Genomic DNA, 19587 nt, shown 5'->3' with positions numbered 1-19587 from the left:
ACACTCTGTAAACACTTAATATAGCTAATTTTGCAAAATATGCAAGTCTTTTTCGTTGATTTTTCTTAAAAAAATCGACTTGATACGAAAAACCGTACTGTGGTACAAAAGTACGCGTGCTTATAGAACTGCTTTTCGAGAACCCTCTAGCCTTCTTCTGCCTCTCAATCCCACTTATCTACGCGATCGTCTTTCACGAGGTTGCCCACGCCTATTCAGCCTACGTTCTGGGAGACAGAAGCCAAAGGTGGTATGGAAGGTTGACGCTTAATCCGCTAAAACATCTCGATCCAATAGGGACTTTGACTCTGTTTCTTTTTGGATTCGGATGGGCAAAGCCGGTTCCTGTGAATTTTTATAGCCTTAGAGACACGAAATGGGCAACGATCTTTGTTTCCGCATCAGGAATACTCACAAACATCCTACTTGCCTTTTTCTCATTGTTTCTCATAAAAGTTCTGGCTTTTTCTTTTGGATCCGTCCCTTATTTGGTTCTCTCATACTTTGCGCGGGTCAATATCATTCTTGCCTCTTTTAACCTCATCCCTATTCCACCACTTGATGGCTCAAAGATCCTTATGGGATTTGTCTCTGGAGATCTAAAATACACGCTCATCAAGTTGGAACCATACGGTTTCTACATAATAATCGCACTTCTGCTCCTCGGAGTACTCGATCCTATTGTGGAATCGATAAGGTCGCTTATTGTTGCGCTTTTGGAACTTATCGTCTCCTAGCCTTTCACGATCTTCTTTATGGCCTCTACCACAAAATCAATCTCTCCTTCGTCTGTGAAAAGACCCAAAGAGAGTCTTACGGTTCCTTGAGGAAAGGTCCCTATAGTTTTGTGGGCAGATGGCGAGCAATGAAGTCCAGGTCTTGTCATTATGTTGAACTCTTCATCCAGTCTTAAAGAGATATCGGAAGGAGAGATGCCCTCTACGCTAAAGGAGATTATAGGTATCATCCTTTCTGGGTCTTTTGGGCCGTATATCTTTACGCCTCTAATAGCACTCAACTTTGCTAGTATCTTATCTGTGAGTTTTAGCTCCTTTTCCCTTATCTTTTCTATCCCGTGATCCTTTAAAAATTTCAACGATGCCAAAAGTCCAGCGATTCCAACTGTATTTGGTGTTCCTGCCTCAAAACGGTCAGGCATAAAATCTGGATGCTCTTCGAATTCTGATCTGCTTCCCGTTCCTCCCTCTTCTTGAGGCTCTATTTCATACTCCAGTCCCTTCCTTATGTAGAGACCTCCTGTACCTTGCGGGCCAAAGAGGGATTTGTGACCTGTGAAAAAAAGGACATCGATACCCAATTTTTCCACATCTATCGTTAGGCTTCCTGCGGTTTGGGCCGCATCAACACAGAAGATTAAACCGTTTCTCTTTATCCTTTCTGATATCTCTTTTATCGGCATTAATGTTCCTGTCACATTTGATGCGTGTGTCACGATCACGGCTTTTGTGTTAAATTTGATCTCCCTTTCGATATCTTCGACCCTTATCGATCCATCCTGAAAACACCTAACAACAGAGACCGAAACTCCCTTTCTTTCCAGACTCCTAAGTGGTCTCATAACAGAATTATGCTCCATGCTTGAGGTTATCACATGATCTCCAGGTTTAAGTAACCCTTTTAAGACGATGTTTATCGCTTCTGTTGCGTTCTTCGTAAAAACAATCCGGTTTGGGTCCGAAACCCCAAAAATATTGGCCAAAAGCTCCCTTGCCTCGAATATGATCCTTGCGGCCTCCAAAGAGAGTCTATGGCCGGATCTACCTGGATTTGCGCCTATCCTTTCCATAAAAGACACCATGGCCTCAATCACCGTTTGGGGTTTCGGCCATGAGGTGGCTGCATTATCGAGGTATACCACATTTCTCGGGGGATTAGTTGAAATAGGAAAGAGATGCACAAGCTCTCCTAATTTAGGATGTTGAAGGTAGTTGGAACCTTTTTCTTACAGACAGGACAGATGGGTTCGATTAGGGTTACGACCTTTCCCAGAGTTTCAACCTTTCTGAAATACACACCCGGGGCATCGTATATATCTTTTTCGGTGAAGATCTTCCCGCAGGAACATACCGGCATCTCCTGTCTAATGAATGTTCCCCGGAAAGCTTCTTCCATGTATTTTGCGAGAATCTTCTTCTCTTTCTCCGTCACAATCATAATCTAATCCAGCTCAGCCTCACCGTCAAGGGAAGCAAGCGTCCCTTCCTCGTATATCTTAAAACCGTCCCTACTTGCCTGTTTCACTTGATACATGGCCAAATCTGCCTTCCTCAAAAGTGTTTCTATATCGGTTCCGTGAATTGGGTAGAGTGCAAAACCGATGCTTACACTGATCAAAAATTTTTGGTCCCGGACTACAATCGGACTCTTGAACTGGCCATGTACTTTATTTCCTATCGTTGCCACATCCTCTAAGTTCTTGATGTTGGTAAATATTCCAATAAATTCGTCTCCCCCCATCCTTGCGATTGTGTCAGTCCTCCTAATCACACTTTTAAGCCTCTCTGCCACCTCCTTAAGTACCATATCCCCAACTGTGTGGCCGTAAAAATCGTTTATTTCCTTGAACCTGTCAAGGTCGAGCATCATAACAGCCACCATGGTCTTCATCCTTTTTGCGTAGGCTATGGCGATCTCAAGTCTGTCAACAAAAAGTGATCTATTTGGCAGACCTGTCAGTAAATCGTGGAATGCCATGTACCTCATCTTCTCTTCGGTCCTCTTTTTCTCGGTTATGTCTCGCACAATCCCCTGGTACTGTGCGATCTTTCCCGTCTCGTCCCTTATGGCCGTAACAGTAACTAGACAGTGTAGTACCTCTCCGTTCGCCTTTCTCAGCCTTATTTCGAAGTCCTTTACAAAGCCGTGCCTCCCTATGGCTGATTTAAGTCTCAATTTCTCGTCGTCGGTTACGTATGCGTCCTTTGCAGATTTCTTTAAAATCTCCTCCTTCTTTTCCCCGAAAAGATCACAGAAGGCAGGATTCACATCCAGAAATCTTCCGTCGGATGAAGTTATGTATATTGCGTCCCTGGAGTTTTCAAAAAGCGATCTGTATCTTCTTTCGCTCTCAACAAGTTCCCTCTCCATGGCTTTAAAAGGGGTTACATCCCTTGATGTGATTACTCTTCTTTCGTCTAAGACTTCAACTTTAATCTCAACCTCTTTGACACTCCCGTCTTTACATACAAGTGGAAAGACAATAGCCTTATCCTCACCCTTTTTTATTGTGCTCTTTAACAAATCGAAAAAATTGCGTCTTCTTTCTGAGTCGGGAATAACCTTCCTTATAAGGATCTTAACATGCGGTATCTCTTCTTGCGCGTACCCTGTTATTTTTGTAAACTCCCGGTTTATCATAAGGATTCTACCATCCCTTTCGGTGACAACTATCCCGAGAGGAAGAGTATCATAGACTAAAAAGGGGCTCAGACTTTCCCATCTGATGTACCCATGAGCAGGATCCAAAAAGACCAACAAAAAGAGGGAAGGTTTTTCTTTTCTTAGGGGTACTGCCATGAGCTTTATGACCCTTTTTGGGGGCGAAGAACTATGAAGAGAGTCTATGTAGAGTTCGTCTTTCGTTATGGCGGCGTTTATTACCTGAGATAGACCTAAAGATCTAAGCTTTTCATTCTCTTCTATACTTTTTCCGAATTCTTCCTCTGCGAATGAGAAAAACTTCGCAGCTTCTCTATTGGCGTACCTTATCTTTCCACTCTCTTCTACGATAAGAATAGGTAAAGGAAGACAATCAAGCCCAGAACTTATAATGCCATCTTCAAGCCTAAGGCTATTCAACCGTCACACTCTTTGCTAAGTTTCTCGGTTGATCAACGTCAGTTCCTAGAAAGTTTGCAACGTAATAGGCAAAAAGCTGTAACGGGACAATCCCGGTTATGGGCTGGAGTTCGTATATAGTTTGGGGAATCGTTATTACTTCGTTCACTTTTTTTGCCATGTCGTGGTACTCAGTATCTGTCAAAAGGATGACCTTCCCCCTTCTTGAAATCACCTCTTCTATATTAGCACAAGTTTTTGCATATGTGATATCGTTAGGGGATAGACAAATAACTGGCATATTTTCATCGATTAGCGCGATGGGACCATGTTTCATCTCGCCTGCAGCGTAGCCTTCCGCGTGTATGTATGAGATTTCTTTGAGTTTCAGTGCCCCCTCCAAAATAGTTGGGTAGTTTATTCCCCTTCCTATGTAGAGAAAGTCTCTATACTTGTAGTATTTTTTTGCAATCTCCTCTATATGGCTTGACCTTTCTAGGATCTCGTTTACCTTGTGCGGTATTTTTCTCAGCTCTAAAATCATGTTTTTTACTTCTTCTTCCGTTTTTGTCCTTAGTATGGCCGAAAAGTGGAGCATAAGCATAAAAAGAACGACTATCTGCGTAACGAAAGACTTTGTTGAGGCTACCCCAATCTCGGGTCCCGCATGGGTAAATATCGTTCCATCCGATTCCCTCGAAAGAGTACTCCCCAGAACATTGCATATGGAGAGAGTGTAGATTCCCCTTTTTTTTCCTTCCCTCATTGCGGCAATTGTGTCTGCGGTCTCTCCTGACTGGGAAAGGAGTATAAGTAAATCGTCCTTGTCCATCGGTGGTTCCCTGTAGCGAAACTCAGATGCAATGTCCACTTCAACAGGGATCCTCAAGTTCTTCTCAAAAATGTACTTCCCGATTAGGCATGCGTGATAGGAAGTTCCACAGGCGACCATCCAGAATCTCCGTATCGGTTTATTTTTTCTCCACGTCCATTCTTCGAAATGGATTTCTCCCCTCTCCTCTTTGAGCCTTCCTATCATAGTATCCGATATTGCACGGGGTTGCTCGTAGATCTCTTTGAGCATGAAATGTTTAAAGCCGCCTTTTTCCGCCATCATAGGCGACCAATTGACTGTGTGTATTTTTCTTTGGACAATTTCTCCTTTCTCGTTTAAGATTTTGACCCCCTCATCTGTAAGGACCACTACGTCGCCGTCTTCGAGAAATATAAAACGGTTCGTCCTTGAGATAACTGCCGGTGCATCGGATGCCAAAAAGTATTCGTTTTGGCCAAGTCCGACAAGTAATGGGCTTTCTCTTTTTGCTCCTATTAGGACTCTCTCTCTTTCCCTCATTAGGGCAATAGCCCAAGAACCTTTAAGCTCTGAGAGGGCAAACCTTACAGAGTCTATAAAACTGTTTCCCTGCCTTAAATAGAAGGCAACGAGATGGGCTATAACCTCTGTATCTGTGTCAGATAAGAATCTATGGCCACGCCTTTTTAGTTTCTCCTTTAACTCCAGATAGTTCTCTATGATGCCATTGTGAACGACAACTATATCGTAGGCCCTGTGAGGATGAGCATTCTGATCAGAAGGAATCCCGTGGGTTGCCCATCTTGTGTGACCGATCCCTATCGTCCCGGATGGTGCATCCATAAAGACGAGCTCTTTAAGTTCATCTACCTTTCCCTTCTTTTTGATCACCTTTATAGTATCTCTCTCTAAAATTGCGATGCCTGCCGAATCGTAACCTCTGTACTCAAGTCTTTTTAGAGCATCCAAAACTATCTCCTTCGCTTCTCCTCTACCTATGTATCCCACGATCCCACACACGGCCTCCCTCCTTCACTTGAAAAGAAATTGGGTATTTTCTCACCACGCCCTACTTTAAATCCATCTAGGTAAACGAAGGATCCTATCTTTGCACCCCCCTCAATGATAGAATCTTTTATCACCACAAAGGAGCCTATCTCAACCCTCTCTCCAATGGTTGTGTTTCCGATGATTAAAGAGTTTCCCCAAATCTTCGTATCCTTCCCTATCGACACATTAGGGCCGATCGTGACACTTTTTTCAAAAATTATAACCCCGTTTTCTAAATGCTTTTTTATGATCCTCTCCCTCATTACACAGTTTGCGAAAAAGAGGTCCTCCTTTGTGTTTATGCCCAAAACCTCCAAAGGGTCATGATGTATAAAGGCCTTTACTTTCTTTCCAGCTTCTTTAGCCAAAAGACATATATCTGTGAGATAGAATTCTTGACTTTTATTTTTGTTCGAAATCCGCCTAATTAAAGGAAAGGCAAAAGAAGGTATGACACAGACCCCCGTATTTACCATCTTTATCTTTAGTTCCGAACTTATTGCCTCCTTTTCTTCAACTATTTTTTCAATCGAATCCCCTTTAAGTATAACCCTTCCATAACCCTTTGGGTCTTTTAGCTTCGTCACGAGAAAGGTGATATCTTTTGTTTTTTCAAAAAAGCCAATGAAATTTTTTAACGTCTCTTCTTTAATTAGCGGCACATCACCATAAAGGACAAGAACGTCCCCATCTTTCACCTCTTCTTCCGCACATAGAAGCGCATGGGCTGTCCCTTTCTGTTCTTCTTGGATGCATATCCTAATATCCTCGTCTTTTATGCAATCGATCACCTCGTCTTTTCCAAAACCCAAAACTACAACTATCTTTTTGGGATTTATCCCCTTTGCTATACGGATCACATATCGGATCATAGGCTCAAAGAGTATCTCGTGCATCACCTTGGGAATTTTTGATCTCATCCTCTTTCCTTCTCCAGCGGCAAGGATAACGACGTTCAATCGATCCGTCATCTTTTTTTCCCAAAGACTTTAAGTATCAGTATACTTATTTCATAAAGGCCTATAAGTGGGAAAGCAAGAAGAATCTGGCTTGTCACATCAGGGGGGGTGAGAAAGGCTGAAACTATGAATATCCCAAGAATTGCAAATTTTCTTTTCCTTTTTAGTGTCTCGGAGGAGATTACTCCTGCTTTACCGAGATAGTACATAACAAGAGGAAGTTCGAAGACAAAACCAAATAGGATGAGCATCTTAAGTGTGAGGCCCATGTATCCTTTTAAGTCAGGCATGGGCACGACAAACTCCTGTGCAAAACTCACAAAGAATCTATAAACATACGGAATGACAACAAAATAAGAGAATAAAGCTCCCGAAACGAATAAGATAGACCCAAAAAAGATGAAGGGATAGACGTATCTTTTTTCGTGCTCGTAAAGCCCTGGTGCAACAAACATCCAGATCTCGTAGAGGATGAGAGGGGACGCAAGAAAGATTGCGGCAACAAAAGCGACTTTAAGGTACGTAACGAAGGCCTCGGTAATGTAGGTGAATATAAAGCCGCTTTGATCTGGCATAACCTTAAGGTATGGCTTCATTAAGAATTCGAATATTCTCTCTTTGAAGCTGTAGGTAATGATGAAAGAAAAACCGATACCCGAAAGACATACGATAAGTCTTCTCCTTAGCTCTTCAAGATGGGCAAGAAACGGCTTTTTGTCTCCGTTTTCTCTTTGGTGAGACATTAAGACTGGGGTTCTCTATCTTCTTTCGAGTCTCTCTCTTTTTGACCCTTTTCTTCGATTTCTCTATCTATGACCACCATCTCTTCCTTTATCGTCTCTTTGACGTCATCGGCCATCCTTCTTAGTTCGTCTAATGTCCTTCCGATCGATTTAGCCACCTCCGGCAGTTTCGAAGGACCAAAAAGAAGGAGTGCAACAACTAGTATAACTATTATTTCTGGTAGACCCAGTCCGAACATTAAGATTAGATTAGCACACCCCTTGCCAAAATGGAATAGAACCGTTGAAAAGACTGTCTCTTTTGATGTAAATTTTCGTGTTTTCTAAATGAAAAGGATATTTAGCGGGATTCAGCCAACAGGCGAAATCCACATAGGAAATTACGTAGGCGCCATAAGGGAGTGGGTAAAACTCACGGGGAGTTATGACTGTATTTACTGCGTTGTCGATTACCATGCCATAACGGTTGAGTACAATGTCGGAGAGTTGGCAAAAAGAACCATAGATACGGCTCTAGCTCTCATCGCCTGTGGACTAACCCCAGATAAATGCAAGCTTTTTATCCAGTCCCAGGTTCCAGAGCATACAGAACTCACATGGATATTCAACTGCGTCACACCTGTTGGCGATTTAGAGAGGATGACCCAATTTAAGGAAAAGTCGAGACAGCATAAAAGGAACGTGAATATGGGTCTTATGGATTACCCAGTCTTACAAGCCGCAGACATTCTCATCTATAAAGCGGAGCTCGTGCCCGTAGGAGAAGACCAAATCCAGCACATAGAACTTTCGAGAGAGATAGCGAGAAGATTCAACTCTAGGTTTAAGCCGATCTTTCCAGAACCGAAAGTCATCCTTTCTCGGGCTCCGAGAATTCTAGGAATCGACGGCAAGTCAAAGATGTCAAAGAGCCAGAACAATTACATAGGAATTCTTGAGAATGAAGATTCGATTTGGGAAAAACTGAGGGTTGCAGTAACAGATACGAGTAGAGTTAGGCGTTACGACAAAGGCAACCCAGAGCTTTGTAACGTATTTACAATACACACTGCCTTTTCAGAAGAGGACATCCTTGGGGAAGTCGAAAAGGGATGCAGGACAGCTCAAATAGGCTGTATAGATTGTAAAAAGATTCTCTTCGAGAGGATTCAAAGAGAGCTCTCCCCTATAAAAGAAAGGGCGGAAAGACTAAAAAGGGATATTGGGTACGTTTTGGATGTGGTAAATAGTTGTGCGAAGGATGTGCGAAGGATCGCTAAAGAGACTATAGATGAGGTAAGGGAAGCCATAGGACTCTACGATGCCAAAAAAAACTTTAGTCCCTCTTCATGAAAGCTCTCTCTATCGGAATATTCGATTCTGGGGTTGGCGGTTTAACTGTTCTAAAAGAGATAAAAAAGCTCCTCCCTTCTGAGAATCTCATCTACTTGGGTGATACTGCCCGAGTTCCCTACGGTGGAAGATCACCCCAGGCAATAACGAGGTACGCCTTAGAGTGTGCACTTTTTTTATTAACTAAGGGCATAAAACTCTTAGTTATAGCTTGCAACGTCTCCTCCGCATACGCTTTACCGATCATAAAAAGAAAATTTCCAATCCCTGTTCTCGGTGTAATAGAGCCCGGTGTGAAGGAGGCAATCAGGGTAACGAGAAAAAAGAGGGTAGGAATTATAGGAACAAAGGGAACGATAAGGAGCGGAGTCTATGAGAGGTACATAAAGAAGATCGATCCACAAATCCTAGTCTTCTCTAAGGCCTGTCCACTTTTTGTTCCAATTGTCGAAGAAGGCTTAGAAAATGACGAGATAGCCTATCTTTCTGCAAAAAAGTACCTTTATGAGCTAAAGGATGCTGACGTCGACACTCTCGTTTTGGGCTGCACCCACTATCCTGTTTTAGAAAATGTCATAAAGGCTGTTCTTGGAGATGAAATAAGAATAGTTCACAGTGGTCAGGAAGTTGCCAAAGCTGTAAGGGATCTGCTCGAAAAAAAGAATTTACTTGCAAAAAACAGATCCGGTACTTTGAAGTACTTCGTAACCGACCTTCCCGGTTCATTTATAGAGATAGGATCGAGGATCATGGGAGAACCCATAACGTCAGTAAGGTGGGTAAGACAGATGGATTTCCGGAACATCTTCTTTTCTTCATGATTGTCGATATTGCTTTACCGTATCCTTTATCCCATTCCTTCTCATACAATGTACCCCCAAATTGGAAACCCTACATTTTTGAATCCCAAAGGGTGATAGTTCCATTTAAGGAAAGACAAAAAAAAGGATACGTAGTAGGATTAAGGGAAGGGGAGGACCCAGCCCTAAAGGAGATCTTTGAACCCATAGATCTTTTTCCCCTCCTTACCCCAAACATCTTAAAACTCATCTCCTGGATAAAGGATAACTTTTTGATCCCGCAGGGAATCCTTATGAAGTATGCTCTCTCGGATAAAGTTGGATTAGAAGATTTTGTAATCGTAAGAACCGAAGAGAAAAGTGATATCGATGGTCTTACCCTGAAGAAAGCCATAAAGAAATACGGAAAAGAGACCCTCTTTTTTCTTTTCAAATCGGGTAGGATAAGTTTCCAAGAAATATTTCACATGAGAGCTATTGGACCTTATGTGGAAATTGCAAAGAATCTTAAATCGAAAGGAACGATTTTTGTTGGTCCCTTTGAGAAAAGAGTAGGTATGTACATCTCTGAGATCGATACTCTCCTCAAAAACGGTAAAAGCTGCCTCTTTTTTGTCCCTCCGTATGGTTTCAGCGGCAAGTTCTTTTTCGAGATCTTAAAGGAGAGGTTTAAAGATAGGGTTTTCTGGTTAGGCCACGAAACAAAAAAGAGAGAAAGGATGAAAATCTTTCTAACTTTACGGAGCCTTCATGGATACGTAATTTTGTCGAACGTTCTAGGTCTTTTTTTGCCTGTCTCCCACCTTGGGCTTCTTATCTTGGAAAGACCGGAAGACTCTTATTTTCCAATAGATACTGATTTTGGTTTAAGTTTGCTCGATTCTGTGATCGAAAGATCGAAAATCGAAGGTGTACCATTGCTTATTGGCACTATCTCACCACCTCTTTCCCTCAAAAAGAGCATCGATTCGTTTGAAGTCATAAAGGATATGGCAGATTTTTTCAGCTTTAAAATGGAAATACAAGAAAGGGAAAGAAGATATGACGAGGCATCCTCCCTTTTCGCTATCAAAGAGAAATTGATTGTCTCAATTGGAAAAGGGGAGGATACTGCCATCTTTTTTCCCAGAAGATATTACGCAGGAAAAATGGAATGTTTAAACTGTAAAAGGGTGCTTTTCTGTCCCAAATGCAAAAAAAACCTCTCATTCAGCAAGGAAAAGAGATGCGCCTTCTGCCAAAGATGCGAACAATCGGTAAATTACGAAGGGAATTGCCCTTTTTGCAAAAGTCCCTATGTGGCTTTGCGTTCTTTTGGAATTGAATTCCTAAAGGAACTCATTGAAAAAGAGAGTTTTGATGCCAAAATCCTTCTTTTGGATGAGGACAAACAAGATGAGTTAAGAGACCTAAAAGAAAAAAAGGAAAAACCCGCCGTTATTTTAGGCACTAAAACACTCTCTTATCTTTATTTTCCGACCCATAACCTCATCCTTGCCGGATGGAAAGAACTAAAAAAAATCTGGGGTTACTCTGCCTACGAAAAATTCTTTCAACTCTTTTACAACCTTTTCGACTCACTAAAACCGAAAAAGGTTTACTTTTTTGGAGCAAAACCTGACGATCTGGAGATTCTATATATCAGGGAGCCCGAAAGGTTCTACGAGGAGGAACTGAAAAAAAGGGAGGAACTCGGTTTTCCACCTTCAAAGAGGCTGATCCTCATTGAAGTTTCAAGAAAAGAAAGAGAAAGACTCGAAAAGATAAGGCTTAAGATAGAAGAGTACCTCTCCAATGAGGGGCTCAAACCTTATCTTTACGGTGAAAGGCTATATAGACAGAAAACCGGTTTTACCCTCAGAATCATACTTAGCGCGCCCAAAGAACTTTCATCCAAAATATTCCCGCTTTTCGATCTTTACGGAGTCAAAATCAGGGTAGATCCTGACACAATTTAGGGGGACTAAAAAGTCCCCCTTTTTTCATTCTCACTTCTTAGGTGGAGCTGGTTTTTCGGCTGGCTTCTCTGCTGCAGGCTTTTCTGCTGGTTTTTCCTCTTTCTTTTTTGGGGCCGGCTTCTTCACCGAGGAAGCAACTAGCTTACCTTCCTTTTCCGTGTACTTCACAACGACCTTGTCGCCTGCCTTGAAGTCCTCAGGCTTAAAGCCTTTAACTCCCGAGACGTCGAAGGTCTTCTCCTCCTTGTCCTTCTTTACGACAAGAGTTGTGGCGTCAACCCTCACAACCTCCCCTGTGAACTGTCTGGCCTTCGGCTTTTCCACTTTCTCAGCCGCAGGCTTCTCAGGAGGAGCTGGCTTCTCAGGAGCCTTTGCCTTTTCTGCCTGAGCAAATACACCCAAAGCAAAGGCAAAGCTCACAAGGATTGCTAAAGCAACGAGAACTAGCCTTTTCACACCAATTCACCTCCTTTCTTTTTTATGTCACTCATCTTATTTACCATATTTGCACTCTCTATGCCAAAAAAAACCTGCTATTTTTGCGTTTTTTTTAAATAGAGGCAGGAAAACTTCGTAATTTTTAAGATAATTAGCCCTTTCGGTTCGTAAAATTAACGAAAATTACATCTAACTTAGGTCTTCCGGTATCTCTCCCTTTTCCCTCATCCTTTTTACCTTAAGCCAGAATGTATCGTAAGGCATAGAAAGAAGTTTTGCCGCCTGTGTGAGTCTTCCATTAGCTTTGACTATGGCCTTCTTAATTAGCTCTTTTTCTAGCTTCGCAAGATCTATCCCTTCATCCGGAATCTCGATAAGACGCTCGAATGAGACTTTTGTTTTTTTTACCTCATCTGGTAAGTGCTCGACTCCTATTCTTTCACCATCGCAGAGGATGTAAGCCCTCTCCACAACCGACTGAAGCTGCCTTACATTTCCAGGCCAGTGATATTCCATAAGAATTTTTAATGCCTCTTTCGACATCACCTTTTTCTCTGAGCTTGCCTGGTTGAGTTTCTTAAGGAAGTGTTCCACAAGGAGTGGAATATCGGTTACCCTTTCCCTCAAAGGAGGGATTGTAAAAGATATCACATTGAGCCTGTAGAAGAGGTCCTCCCGGAAACGACCCTTTTTTATCTCCTCCTCCAGGCGTTTGTTCGTTGCCGCAATTATGCGAACATCTAGTTTTATGACCTCTTCCCCTCCGATCCTCCTTATCTCTTTTTCCTGTATTGCCCGCAGAAGCTTTGCCTGAGTGGAAAGCGATAGATCCGCAACCTCATCGAGGAAAAGCGTGCTTCCGTTTGCCTGCTCCAAAAGTCCTATGTGTCTTGTATAGGCGCCTGTGAAGGCTCCTTTTTCGTATCCGAAAAGCTCGCTTTCAAGCAAGGTCTCTGGAATCGAAGCACAGTTTATGGCAAAAAACGGTTTTTCCCTCCTTTGGCTATTATAGTGTATGCTTCTTGCGAAGAGTTCCTTTCCTGTTCCACTTTCCCCGTAAATTAGGACAGTCGAATTTGTGGGTGCGATCTTCTTTACAAGTCTAAAGAGTTCCTGCATCTTTTGATGTTCGCCAACTATGTTGTCGAGACTGAATTTCTCTTTAAGCTGCGTTTTAAGGAGAATATTATCCTTTGCAAGTCTTACCTGGGATATGGCGTTATTTACGTGGATGAGTAACTCTCCCTTATCGAAAGGCTTCTCCAAGTAGTAGAAGGCTCCCATTTTTGTCGCTTCAACGGCAGAAGGTATCGAACCATACGCAGTGATTATTATTACGTGGCATGGGGCTTTTTCCATCTTCGCAACCTTTACAACCTCAATACCGTCTATATCAGGAAGTTTTAGATCAGTGATAACAAGATCGAAACCGTTCTCTTTTATCATCTCGATAGCCTTTTTCCCCTCTCCCACATCTTCCACGTAGAATCCTTCCTTAAGAAGGATCGTCTTTATGATCTGCCTCTGTTTTGGATCGTCTTCCACAAGAAGTATCTTAGCCTTCATAGTCCGGCAAAAGGATCATAACTTTCGTTCCCTTTTTTGGTTCCGATTCTATCTTTATCTCACCGCCGTGCTCATTTACGAATCTTTTTGCCAGAGTAAGACCGAGACCTATTCCAAATTTCTTCGTCGAAAAATAAGGTTCAAAAACTTTCTCTAGGGAATCCTTATCTATACCTACGCCATTGTCGCAGATAGTTATGTATTTCATACTATCTTCTCTGCCATAGTCTATCGATATTGCTCCTTTCTCTTCTAAGGCCTCAATTGCATTTAGGATGAGGTTTAGAAGGGAAAGTCTCATATACTCTTTATCACAGAGCACAGTCTCTTCCTTTTCTGCAACTTTCACCTCTATCCCATTTTTAAACTTGTCTTTTAGGAGATACAGGGCCTCTTCCACAAGCGTTTTAATCTCTATCCTTTCCTTCTTTAGGGTTATTCCTTTTCCGAGGAAGAGGAAATTGTGGATGAGCTCATTTACCTTTTTTATCTCGTTCATTACACTCTCTAGAAGGTACACAATCTCATCCTTTTCTTTGAATTCTTTTTCCAGTATCGTTTCTTTCACGTGGCTTACAGAAAGGGAAATGAAATTTAAGGGGTTTCTTATCTCGTGGGCTATCCCGGACGATATCTGTCCTATAAGGGATAGCCTCTCAGATTCTTTTAGCCTTTCTTCCAGCCTTTTCCTCTCAGTCATCTTTTCTATCATCTCGTTATAGCTTTCGATTAGCGTTCCTATCTCGTCTTTCCTTTCCGTTCTCTCTATCTTTTTTAAATTTCCCTCGATTATGCTTTTGCTTGCCTCGGCAATCTCTTTTATCGGTCGAGTGTACTTTTCAGCAAGAAAAAGACAGAGAATGGCTCCAATGGCAAAGATAGATAAAGTTGCGATTACCCTTTTTATGTGGTTTCTTTTTTGGATGAGTTTATAGTCGTCGAGCACCATGCTAATATGTATGTATCCAAGGTGTTTTCCCTTAACAGATACAGGCATTATGACGTTATAGGGCCTTTGGGTCTCCTTTTTCCCTTCCTCTCCAAGTCTCGCAACTATAAATAAATCTTTTTTCAACTTCTTTTCCACTCTTACCCTTTTTGGCACAACATTAGGAAAGAACTCCTCAAGAACGAACCTATTTAACCTTACAAGATCCCTTTCGCTTTTCGATTCTTCGTAAGATTTTTTAAGTTTCTCGATGTAATCTTTCGTCTCTTTTGGTATCTTTGCGAATCCTTCTTTAGATAGCACGAAACTCCAAAGATCGGGGATCCGTAAAAGCTCATTTAACCAGTCTATCGTGTTAGCCTGCGAACTGAGCTGGTATGGAAGGTTGAGATTAGAAATCTCAATACAAAGTCTCTCTATCTCCTGTCTACTTTTGAATTCTAAAGGTGAAAAATCGGCAAGAGCGATCTTTTCGTCTATCGTCTCCTTATGCCCTACCTTTTTTGGATTCGAAGAGGCTATGACCTCTGACCTGTCACTTATTATGCTTATCTCTTTTATACCTTTCTTATTGAGCGTATCCACGTAAGCTTTAAGCCTCGTTGTAGAATCGCCTCTATATGTCAATTCTTCAACGCTTATCTGGATCGCCTTAGTTAGGTCGTCTATATTTTCAGTTATCTTCTGGATGATGAGATCCTCAGTTCTGGAATATATGATCGTAAGGGATGTTAAAGATCCGATAAGGAGAAAAAAAAGGATAAGTAAGAGTTGGGTCTTCAATGAAAAGCTCATAAATTTCGATTTTAAGCTTTTAACCATTTTAGCCTTCCTTTTATGGTCTCTTCCGGAATGAACCTCAGTATGGAATCTATTGGGGGGCCTGTCTTCTTTCCAGTCAAAAGGACCCTCAAGGCCAAAATCTCTTCCTTTGTGCGAAGGACCCCAAGCCTTTTTAGTCTTTCAACTATGGATGCGAAAGAAAAGCCTTCTTTAGCCTCTAAGACATCTTTGAGCGCACATGCGATCTTTTCTGAGGTCTCTACCGTTTTTAAAAACTCAAAACCCTCTTCCGATATCATCGGTTCTTTGAAAAGCCGGATAGACTCTTTTAGATCATTTAAGGTCTCCGCGTTCTCTTTTAGAGCATCTATAACTTCTTTTTCTTCGTCTTTAAGACCCAAAAGTGCTGTAAGCTCATCTGACGGGAGTTTTTTTATGTAATTTCTATTGAACCACAAGAGCTTATCGAAATCGAATACCGCATCCGATCTAGATATGGATTCTATTGAGAAAGATTCAACCATTTCTGGAAGATCCATGATCTCTTTTTCCGTTTTTCTTCCAAGAACTGTAAGATAGTTAAATACGGCAGAAGGAAGTATCCCCATCTCCCTCAATGTCCTTATCTTATTAGAACCTTCCCTTTTGCTTAAGGGTTTTCCATCTTTTCCCAAAAGAAGAGAATGGTGGGCATACACCGGATGGGGCCTTCCTAGTGCCTCGAATATGAGGATCTGTTTTGGCGTGTTAGGGATGTGGTCCTTTCCCCTTATTACGTGGGTTATGCCCATAAGCATATCATCCACTGCGGCAGCGAAATTATACGATGGGGTTCCATCGGCCTTCATGATTATGAAGTCGTCAAGGTAATCTTTAGGAAAGGTTATACGCCCAAATACTGAGTCTAAAAACTCTACGGTTCTTTCCGGCGTAGAAAATCTTATAACTGAAGGTATGCCTTCCGATTCAAGTCTTTTTCTTTCAGAATCGCTAAGATTCTTACACCTTTTATCGTACCTTGGAGGCTCTTTCCTTTTTTCACATTCTTCCTTTAGTTTTCGTAGCCTCTCCTTAGAACAGAAGCACTTATACGCGTATCCCTTATCTATTAAGGTCTTCGCATACTCATGGTAGATATGGAGCCTTTGGGACTGCCTATAGATCTTTTCATCCCATTTTACTCCGAGCCATAAAAGGTCTTCAAGGATCGAAGATTCAAAATGTGGATCCGAGCGTGCCCGATCCGTATCCTCTATTCGCAAAAGAAAGTGACCCCCGTTCTTTTTCGCAAAAAGAAAGTTTAAAATCGCAGTCCTTGCGTTTCCTACGTGAAGGTATCCTGTTGGGCTTGGCGCAAATCTCACTCTAACCATCTTTTTCAATAAGGACTACCGCGTAAGCCTCAATCCCCTCTTTCTTCCCCACAAATCCAAAACCTTCCTTAGTCTTTGCTTTTACGGAAATGCTTTCTTCGGAAAGGCCAGTGATCCTCGATAGGTTCTTTACTATCCTTTCCCTAAAAGGCGAAATTTTAGGTTCTTCAAGAATCACAACCGAATCTATGTTCAGTATGCGAAACCCCTTCTCTTTTAACATCCACATACACTCGAGAAGGATTCTTTCACTTTCAAGACCCAAGTACTCTGGGTCCGTATCCGGAAAATGGCTACCTATGTCTTTTGATGATATAGCCCCTAAGATTGCATCGCATATGGCATGGATTAGAACATCTCCGTCAGAATGGCCAAGAGGCCCTTTCTCGTAGGGTATCTCGATTCCTCCGAGCACAAATCTCCTGCCAGGCACAAGCCTGTGGCAGTCATAACCTAAACCTACTTTCATCGCTCGGATTTATAAGGCATTATACCATGCTTTTTAAATGGGAGAGAAGACCTTGGGCTATTATGAGATCTTCTGGTGTGGTTATCTTTATGTTAAAGGGTGAACCTTCAATAACTTTTACTTTCTTTCCAAGATATTCGATAAACGTTGAATCATCGTAGCCAAAGAGCTTCTTTTCCATCCCGTCCCTATATGCCTTGATTATAAGGTCGTATTTGAATGTCTGAGGTGTCTGAACCGACCAGAGCGAACTCCTCTCCAAGGTCTTTTGCACAAACCCCTCTTTCGATACGACCTTTATCGTCTCTTTTACAGGAAGCCCAGGGATTATAGCATCGTATAACTCCATAAGGGCTACGGATTTCTCTATGAATGAAGGGGAGACAAAGGGCCTTGCTCCATCGTGTATGACAACAATATCGCACTTACAGTCTATCGCCTCAAGACCGTTTCTTACGGAGTCCTGCCTTAGCCTTCCTCCGATCACTATCTTTGATAGTTTGCTAAACTTATACTGCTCTAAGACCTCTTCCTGGAAAATCGGAAGATCCTTTTGGTTCACAACCAGATATATATCGTGGATAGCCCTACATTCCTCGAATATCTCAAGGGTATTCACAATTATCGGTTTTCCATCGAGTAAGAGAAACTGCTTATTCGTTGGAGCACCCATCCTTTTTCCAGTCCCACCGGCAAGGATTATCGCTATTACCCTCATCTATCTTATTTGCTCCTCGTATCTATACTCGTCGGGAAAGTAAAATTCCCTCTCCGCATGCTCTTTTAATTTTCCGAACACCATCCTTCCGGACGGTGTCTGCAAAACACTGGTAACTATTATATCCACGTTTTTTCCTATGTGTCTTCTTCCATCTTCGATCACAACCATAGTTCCATCTTCAAGGTAACCTATGCCCTGACCGAACTCCTTCCCCTCTTTTACAACCCTAATATTTAGCGGCTCACCCGGCAAAATCGGTGGTTTTAGGGCGTATGCGAGTTGATTGATATTTAAAACCTCTATTCCCTGTAATTCGGCAACCTTATTCAAATTGTAGTCATTAGTCACTATCTTTCCCGAAAATCTCTTGGCAATGGCGATAAGCTTCATATCCACATCTTTTAATTTTGGAAAATCATAATCGACTATCTTTACTGGGATTATGTTCTGCTTTTGAAGCCTATGGAGAATCTCTAAACCCCTTCTTCCTTTCACCCTCTTTATATGGTCGGGCGAGTCAGCTATATGCTGGATCTCGTATAGCACAAACTGGGGAATGACTAGTGTTCCCTCTATAAATCCAGTCTCTACCACATCAGCGATCCTTCCATCTATGATTGCGCTCGTATCTAATATCTTTGCTCCCTCTAGCTCCTGGAATTTCTCAAATACGGGAAGCTTTGAAAGATCTAGACTTTTACTCTTTTCGACCCCGATCCTAAAACCGAGGTAACCCATAACGAAGTAGATAAGGACGTATATTGGAAGGGTAATTGGCATCTTCTCGGATATGCTGAATAGAAGCTTCGATATGAATAGGTTTGCAATCACAAGGCCAACTATAATTCCAAGAAGGGAACCGACTATCACCTTTAGGGGTATATCCTTTAGCCTTCTTTCTAGCTTTACGATAATATAGCCGAAAATTATACCCGCTATTGCACCAACTAAAGAGAGGATGAAACTCTGGAAGATCTCTTTGAATATGAAGTATCCGGAAAGGGCTGTGACAAGAAGGAGGAATATCTGGACTATGAGATCCACAGTTATCCTCTGTGGTTCTTTTTGAATATGCTTTCTATTTCAGCCTCAATTACGTCTTCTTCCTTGTTTAAGGCAAAAGAAAGCTCCTTTTTTAAGAGGTTTTTTGCCATCTCAAACATCTTTTTTTCTCCAAAGGATAGCTCTTTTAAGAGTTTTAGACCGTAAAGCTCCCTTAGGACGGATGCCACTTCAAATATGGAGCCACTCTTTATCTTTTCCATGTATTCTTTGTATCTTCTATTCCACGGAGATGTGTCAGGGATTACGTCTTTCTCTTTTAGGATCTCGTAAACCTTCTTTACCTCTTCTTCCCCTATTATGCATCTTAAGCCAGAATTTTCAGCACCATCAACAGGAACCATAATCGTCATATCAGTATCTAGGATCCTCATAATGTAGAAAGCCTTCCTTGTCCCAGAAAACTCCCTCTCCTCAATAGACTCTATCCTTCCTACTCCATGTCCTGGATATACGGCAACCTCTCCAACTGAGAACTTCTTTTTACTCTGGGGGTTCTTTCCTGACATGGATAAAAATTATACAACTTTTTTCGATTACCATCAAGGGAGGGGGGAAATAAAAAAAGGGGGCTTTAAGCCCCCTTTTGGATGGCTTTTAGAAGAAGTAGTAGGCTCCGAATCTGTAGATGTTATTGACGCCTCTCTTCTTTAGTTTATCTGTGCTTGCTATGTCCTGGTCACGTACTGAAGACTTCGCTAAACCAACTCCCGCAAACTTCACCTTCTCCCTCTCCCAATCGAAGGTGAATTTCAGTGCAGGGTTAGGATCG

The 19587-nt window shown here is 42.0% G+C and carries 19 protein-coding genes; 4 read left to right on the top strand and 15 right to left on the bottom strand.

Annotated elements, in window-relative coordinates; translation table 11 throughout:
* The first annotated feature begins 116 nt into the window (after window positions 1-116).
* A complete protein-coding gene (locus tag NZ583_07775) occupies window positions 117-737 on the top strand; it encodes a site-2 protease family protein (GenBank protein ID MCS7281498.1) in 621 nt (206 codons plus the stop codon).
* Here the strand turns inward: NZ583_07775 and NZ583_07770 are convergent.
* Genes NZ583_07770 through tatA form a run of 7 tightly spaced genes read right to left on the bottom strand, consistent with a single transcriptional unit; the run spans window position 734 to window position 7603 of the window.
* Window positions 734-1879: an aminotransferase class V-fold PLP-dependent enzyme gene (locus NZ583_07770; GenBank protein MCS7281497.1), complete on the bottom strand. Its 1146-nt coding sequence runs from the start codon at window positions 1877-1879 to the stop codon at window positions 734-736. The genes NZ583_07775 and NZ583_07770 overlap by 4 nt on opposite strands.
* A 47-nt stretch (window positions 1880-1926) precedes the next feature.
* A complete protein-coding gene (locus tag NZ583_07765; GenBank protein MCS7281496.1) occupies window positions 1927-2175 on the bottom strand; it encodes a hypothetical protein in 249 nt (82 codons plus the stop codon).
* A 3-nt stretch (window positions 2176-2178) separates the two neighbouring features.
* Window positions 2179-3819 carry a diguanylate cyclase gene (locus tag NZ583_07760; protein ID MCS7281495.1) on the bottom strand — a complete coding sequence of 547 codons (1641 nt, stop codon included), beginning with the start codon at window positions 3817-3819 and terminating at the stop codon, window positions 2179-2181.
* Window positions 3812-5632 (bottom strand): glutamine--fructose-6-phosphate transaminase (isomerizing), encoded by a 1821-nt coding sequence (gene glmS, locus NZ583_07755; GenBank protein MCS7281494.1) that lies wholly within the window; start codon window positions 5630-5632, stop codon window positions 3812-3814. Before glmS ends, NZ583_07760 begins: the two co-directional genes overlap by 8 nt.
* Window positions 5608-6633 carry an NTP transferase domain-containing protein gene (locus tag NZ583_07750; protein ID MCS7281493.1) on the bottom strand — a complete coding sequence of 342 codons (1026 nt, stop codon included), beginning with the start codon at window positions 6631-6633 and terminating at the stop codon, window positions 5608-5610. Before NZ583_07750 ends, glmS begins: the two co-directional genes overlap by 25 nt.
* Entirely contained in the window at window positions 6630-7364 is a 735-nt protein-coding gene (gene tatC, locus NZ583_07745) for a twin-arginine translocase subunit TatC (protein MCS7281492.1), read from the bottom strand. The genes NZ583_07750 and tatC overlap by 4 nt, the downstream gene beginning before the upstream one ends.
* Window positions 7364-7603, bottom strand: a complete 240-nt coding sequence (tatA, locus tag NZ583_07740) for a twin-arginine translocase TatA/TatE family subunit (protein MCS7281491.1) — start codon at window positions 7601-7603, stop codon at window positions 7364-7366. Before tatA ends, tatC begins: the two co-directional genes overlap by 1 nt.
* 88 nt (window positions 7604-7691) lie before the next feature.
* Between tatA and trpS the strand changes: the two genes are divergently transcribed.
* From trpS to NZ583_07725, 3 genes are read left to right on the top strand one after another with little or no spacing between them, the layout of a single operon-like run.
* A complete protein-coding gene (gene trpS / locus NZ583_07735) occupies window positions 7692-8696 on the top strand; it encodes a tryptophan--tRNA ligase (protein MCS7281490.1) in 1005 nt (334 codons plus the stop codon).
* Window positions 8693-9517 (top strand): glutamate racemase, encoded by an 825-nt coding sequence (gene murI / locus NZ583_07730; protein MCS7281489.1) that lies wholly within the window; start codon window positions 8693-8695, stop codon window positions 9515-9517. Before trpS ends, murI begins: the two co-directional genes overlap by 4 nt.
* Window positions 9472-11454 (top strand): hypothetical protein, encoded by a 1983-nt coding sequence (locus NZ583_07725; GenBank protein MCS7281488.1) that lies wholly within the window; start codon window positions 9472-9474, stop codon window positions 11452-11454. The genes murI and NZ583_07725 overlap by 46 nt, the downstream gene beginning before the upstream one ends.
* Before the next feature lie 30 nt (window positions 11455-11484).
* On the opposite strand, the gene NZ583_07720 is transcribed toward NZ583_07725, so the two are convergent.
* The 8 genes from NZ583_07720 to NZ583_07685 all read right to left on the bottom strand — a co-directional run bounded on the left by NZ583_07720 (window position 11485) and on the right by NZ583_07685 (window position 19324).
* Entirely contained in the window at window positions 11485-11910 is a 426-nt protein-coding gene (locus NZ583_07720) for a hypothetical protein (protein MCS7281487.1), read from the bottom strand.
* Window positions 11911-12081: 171 nt separating this feature from the next.
* A complete protein-coding gene (locus tag NZ583_07715) occupies window positions 12082-13458 on the bottom strand; it encodes a sigma-54 dependent transcriptional regulator (GenBank protein ID MCS7281486.1) in 1377 nt (458 codons plus the stop codon).
* The gene (locus NZ583_07710; protein ID MCS7281485.1) at window positions 13448-15229 is read right to left on the bottom strand and encodes an ATP-binding protein; all 1782 of its coding nucleotides are present in this window, start codon (window positions 15227-15229) and stop codon (window positions 13448-13450) included. Before NZ583_07710 ends, NZ583_07715 begins: the two co-directional genes overlap by 11 nt.
* Window positions 15214-16563: a glutamate--tRNA ligase gene (gene gltX / locus NZ583_07705; GenBank protein MCS7281484.1), complete on the bottom strand. Its 1350-nt coding sequence runs from the start codon at window positions 16561-16563 to the stop codon at window positions 15214-15216. The genes NZ583_07710 and gltX overlap by 16 nt, the downstream gene beginning before the upstream one ends.
* Entirely contained in the window at window positions 16556-17032 is a 477-nt protein-coding gene (gene ispF / locus NZ583_07700) for a 2-C-methyl-D-erythritol 2,4-cyclodiphosphate synthase (GenBank protein MCS7281483.1), read from the bottom strand. Before ispF ends, gltX begins: the two co-directional genes overlap by 8 nt.
* 19 nt (window positions 17033-17051) lie before the next feature.
* The gene (gene ispD / locus NZ583_07695) at window positions 17052-17750 is read right to left on the bottom strand and encodes a 2-C-methyl-D-erythritol 4-phosphate cytidylyltransferase (GenBank protein MCS7281482.1); all 699 of its coding nucleotides are present in this window, start codon (window positions 17748-17750) and stop codon (window positions 17052-17054) included.
* Entirely contained in the window at window positions 17751-18797 is a 1047-nt protein-coding gene (locus NZ583_07690; GenBank protein MCS7281481.1) for a TRAM domain-containing protein, read from the bottom strand. It lies immediately after the preceding gene.
* A gap of 2 nt (window positions 18798-18799) precedes the next feature.
* Window positions 18800-19324, bottom strand: a complete 525-nt coding sequence (locus tag NZ583_07685) for a CarD family transcriptional regulator (protein ID MCS7281480.1) — start codon at window positions 19322-19324, stop codon at window positions 18800-18802.
* Window positions 19325-19587: the final 263 nt, after the last annotated feature.

It is taken from the genome of Thermodesulfobacteriota bacterium (assembly GCA_025062045.1).
Lineage (GTDB): Bacteria > Desulfobacterota > Syntrophorhabdia > Syntrophorhabdales > JANXAF01 > JANXAF01.
The sequence above is the reverse complement of the archived record's forward strand: the minus strand, read 5'-3'. Positions and strand labels throughout refer to the sequence as shown.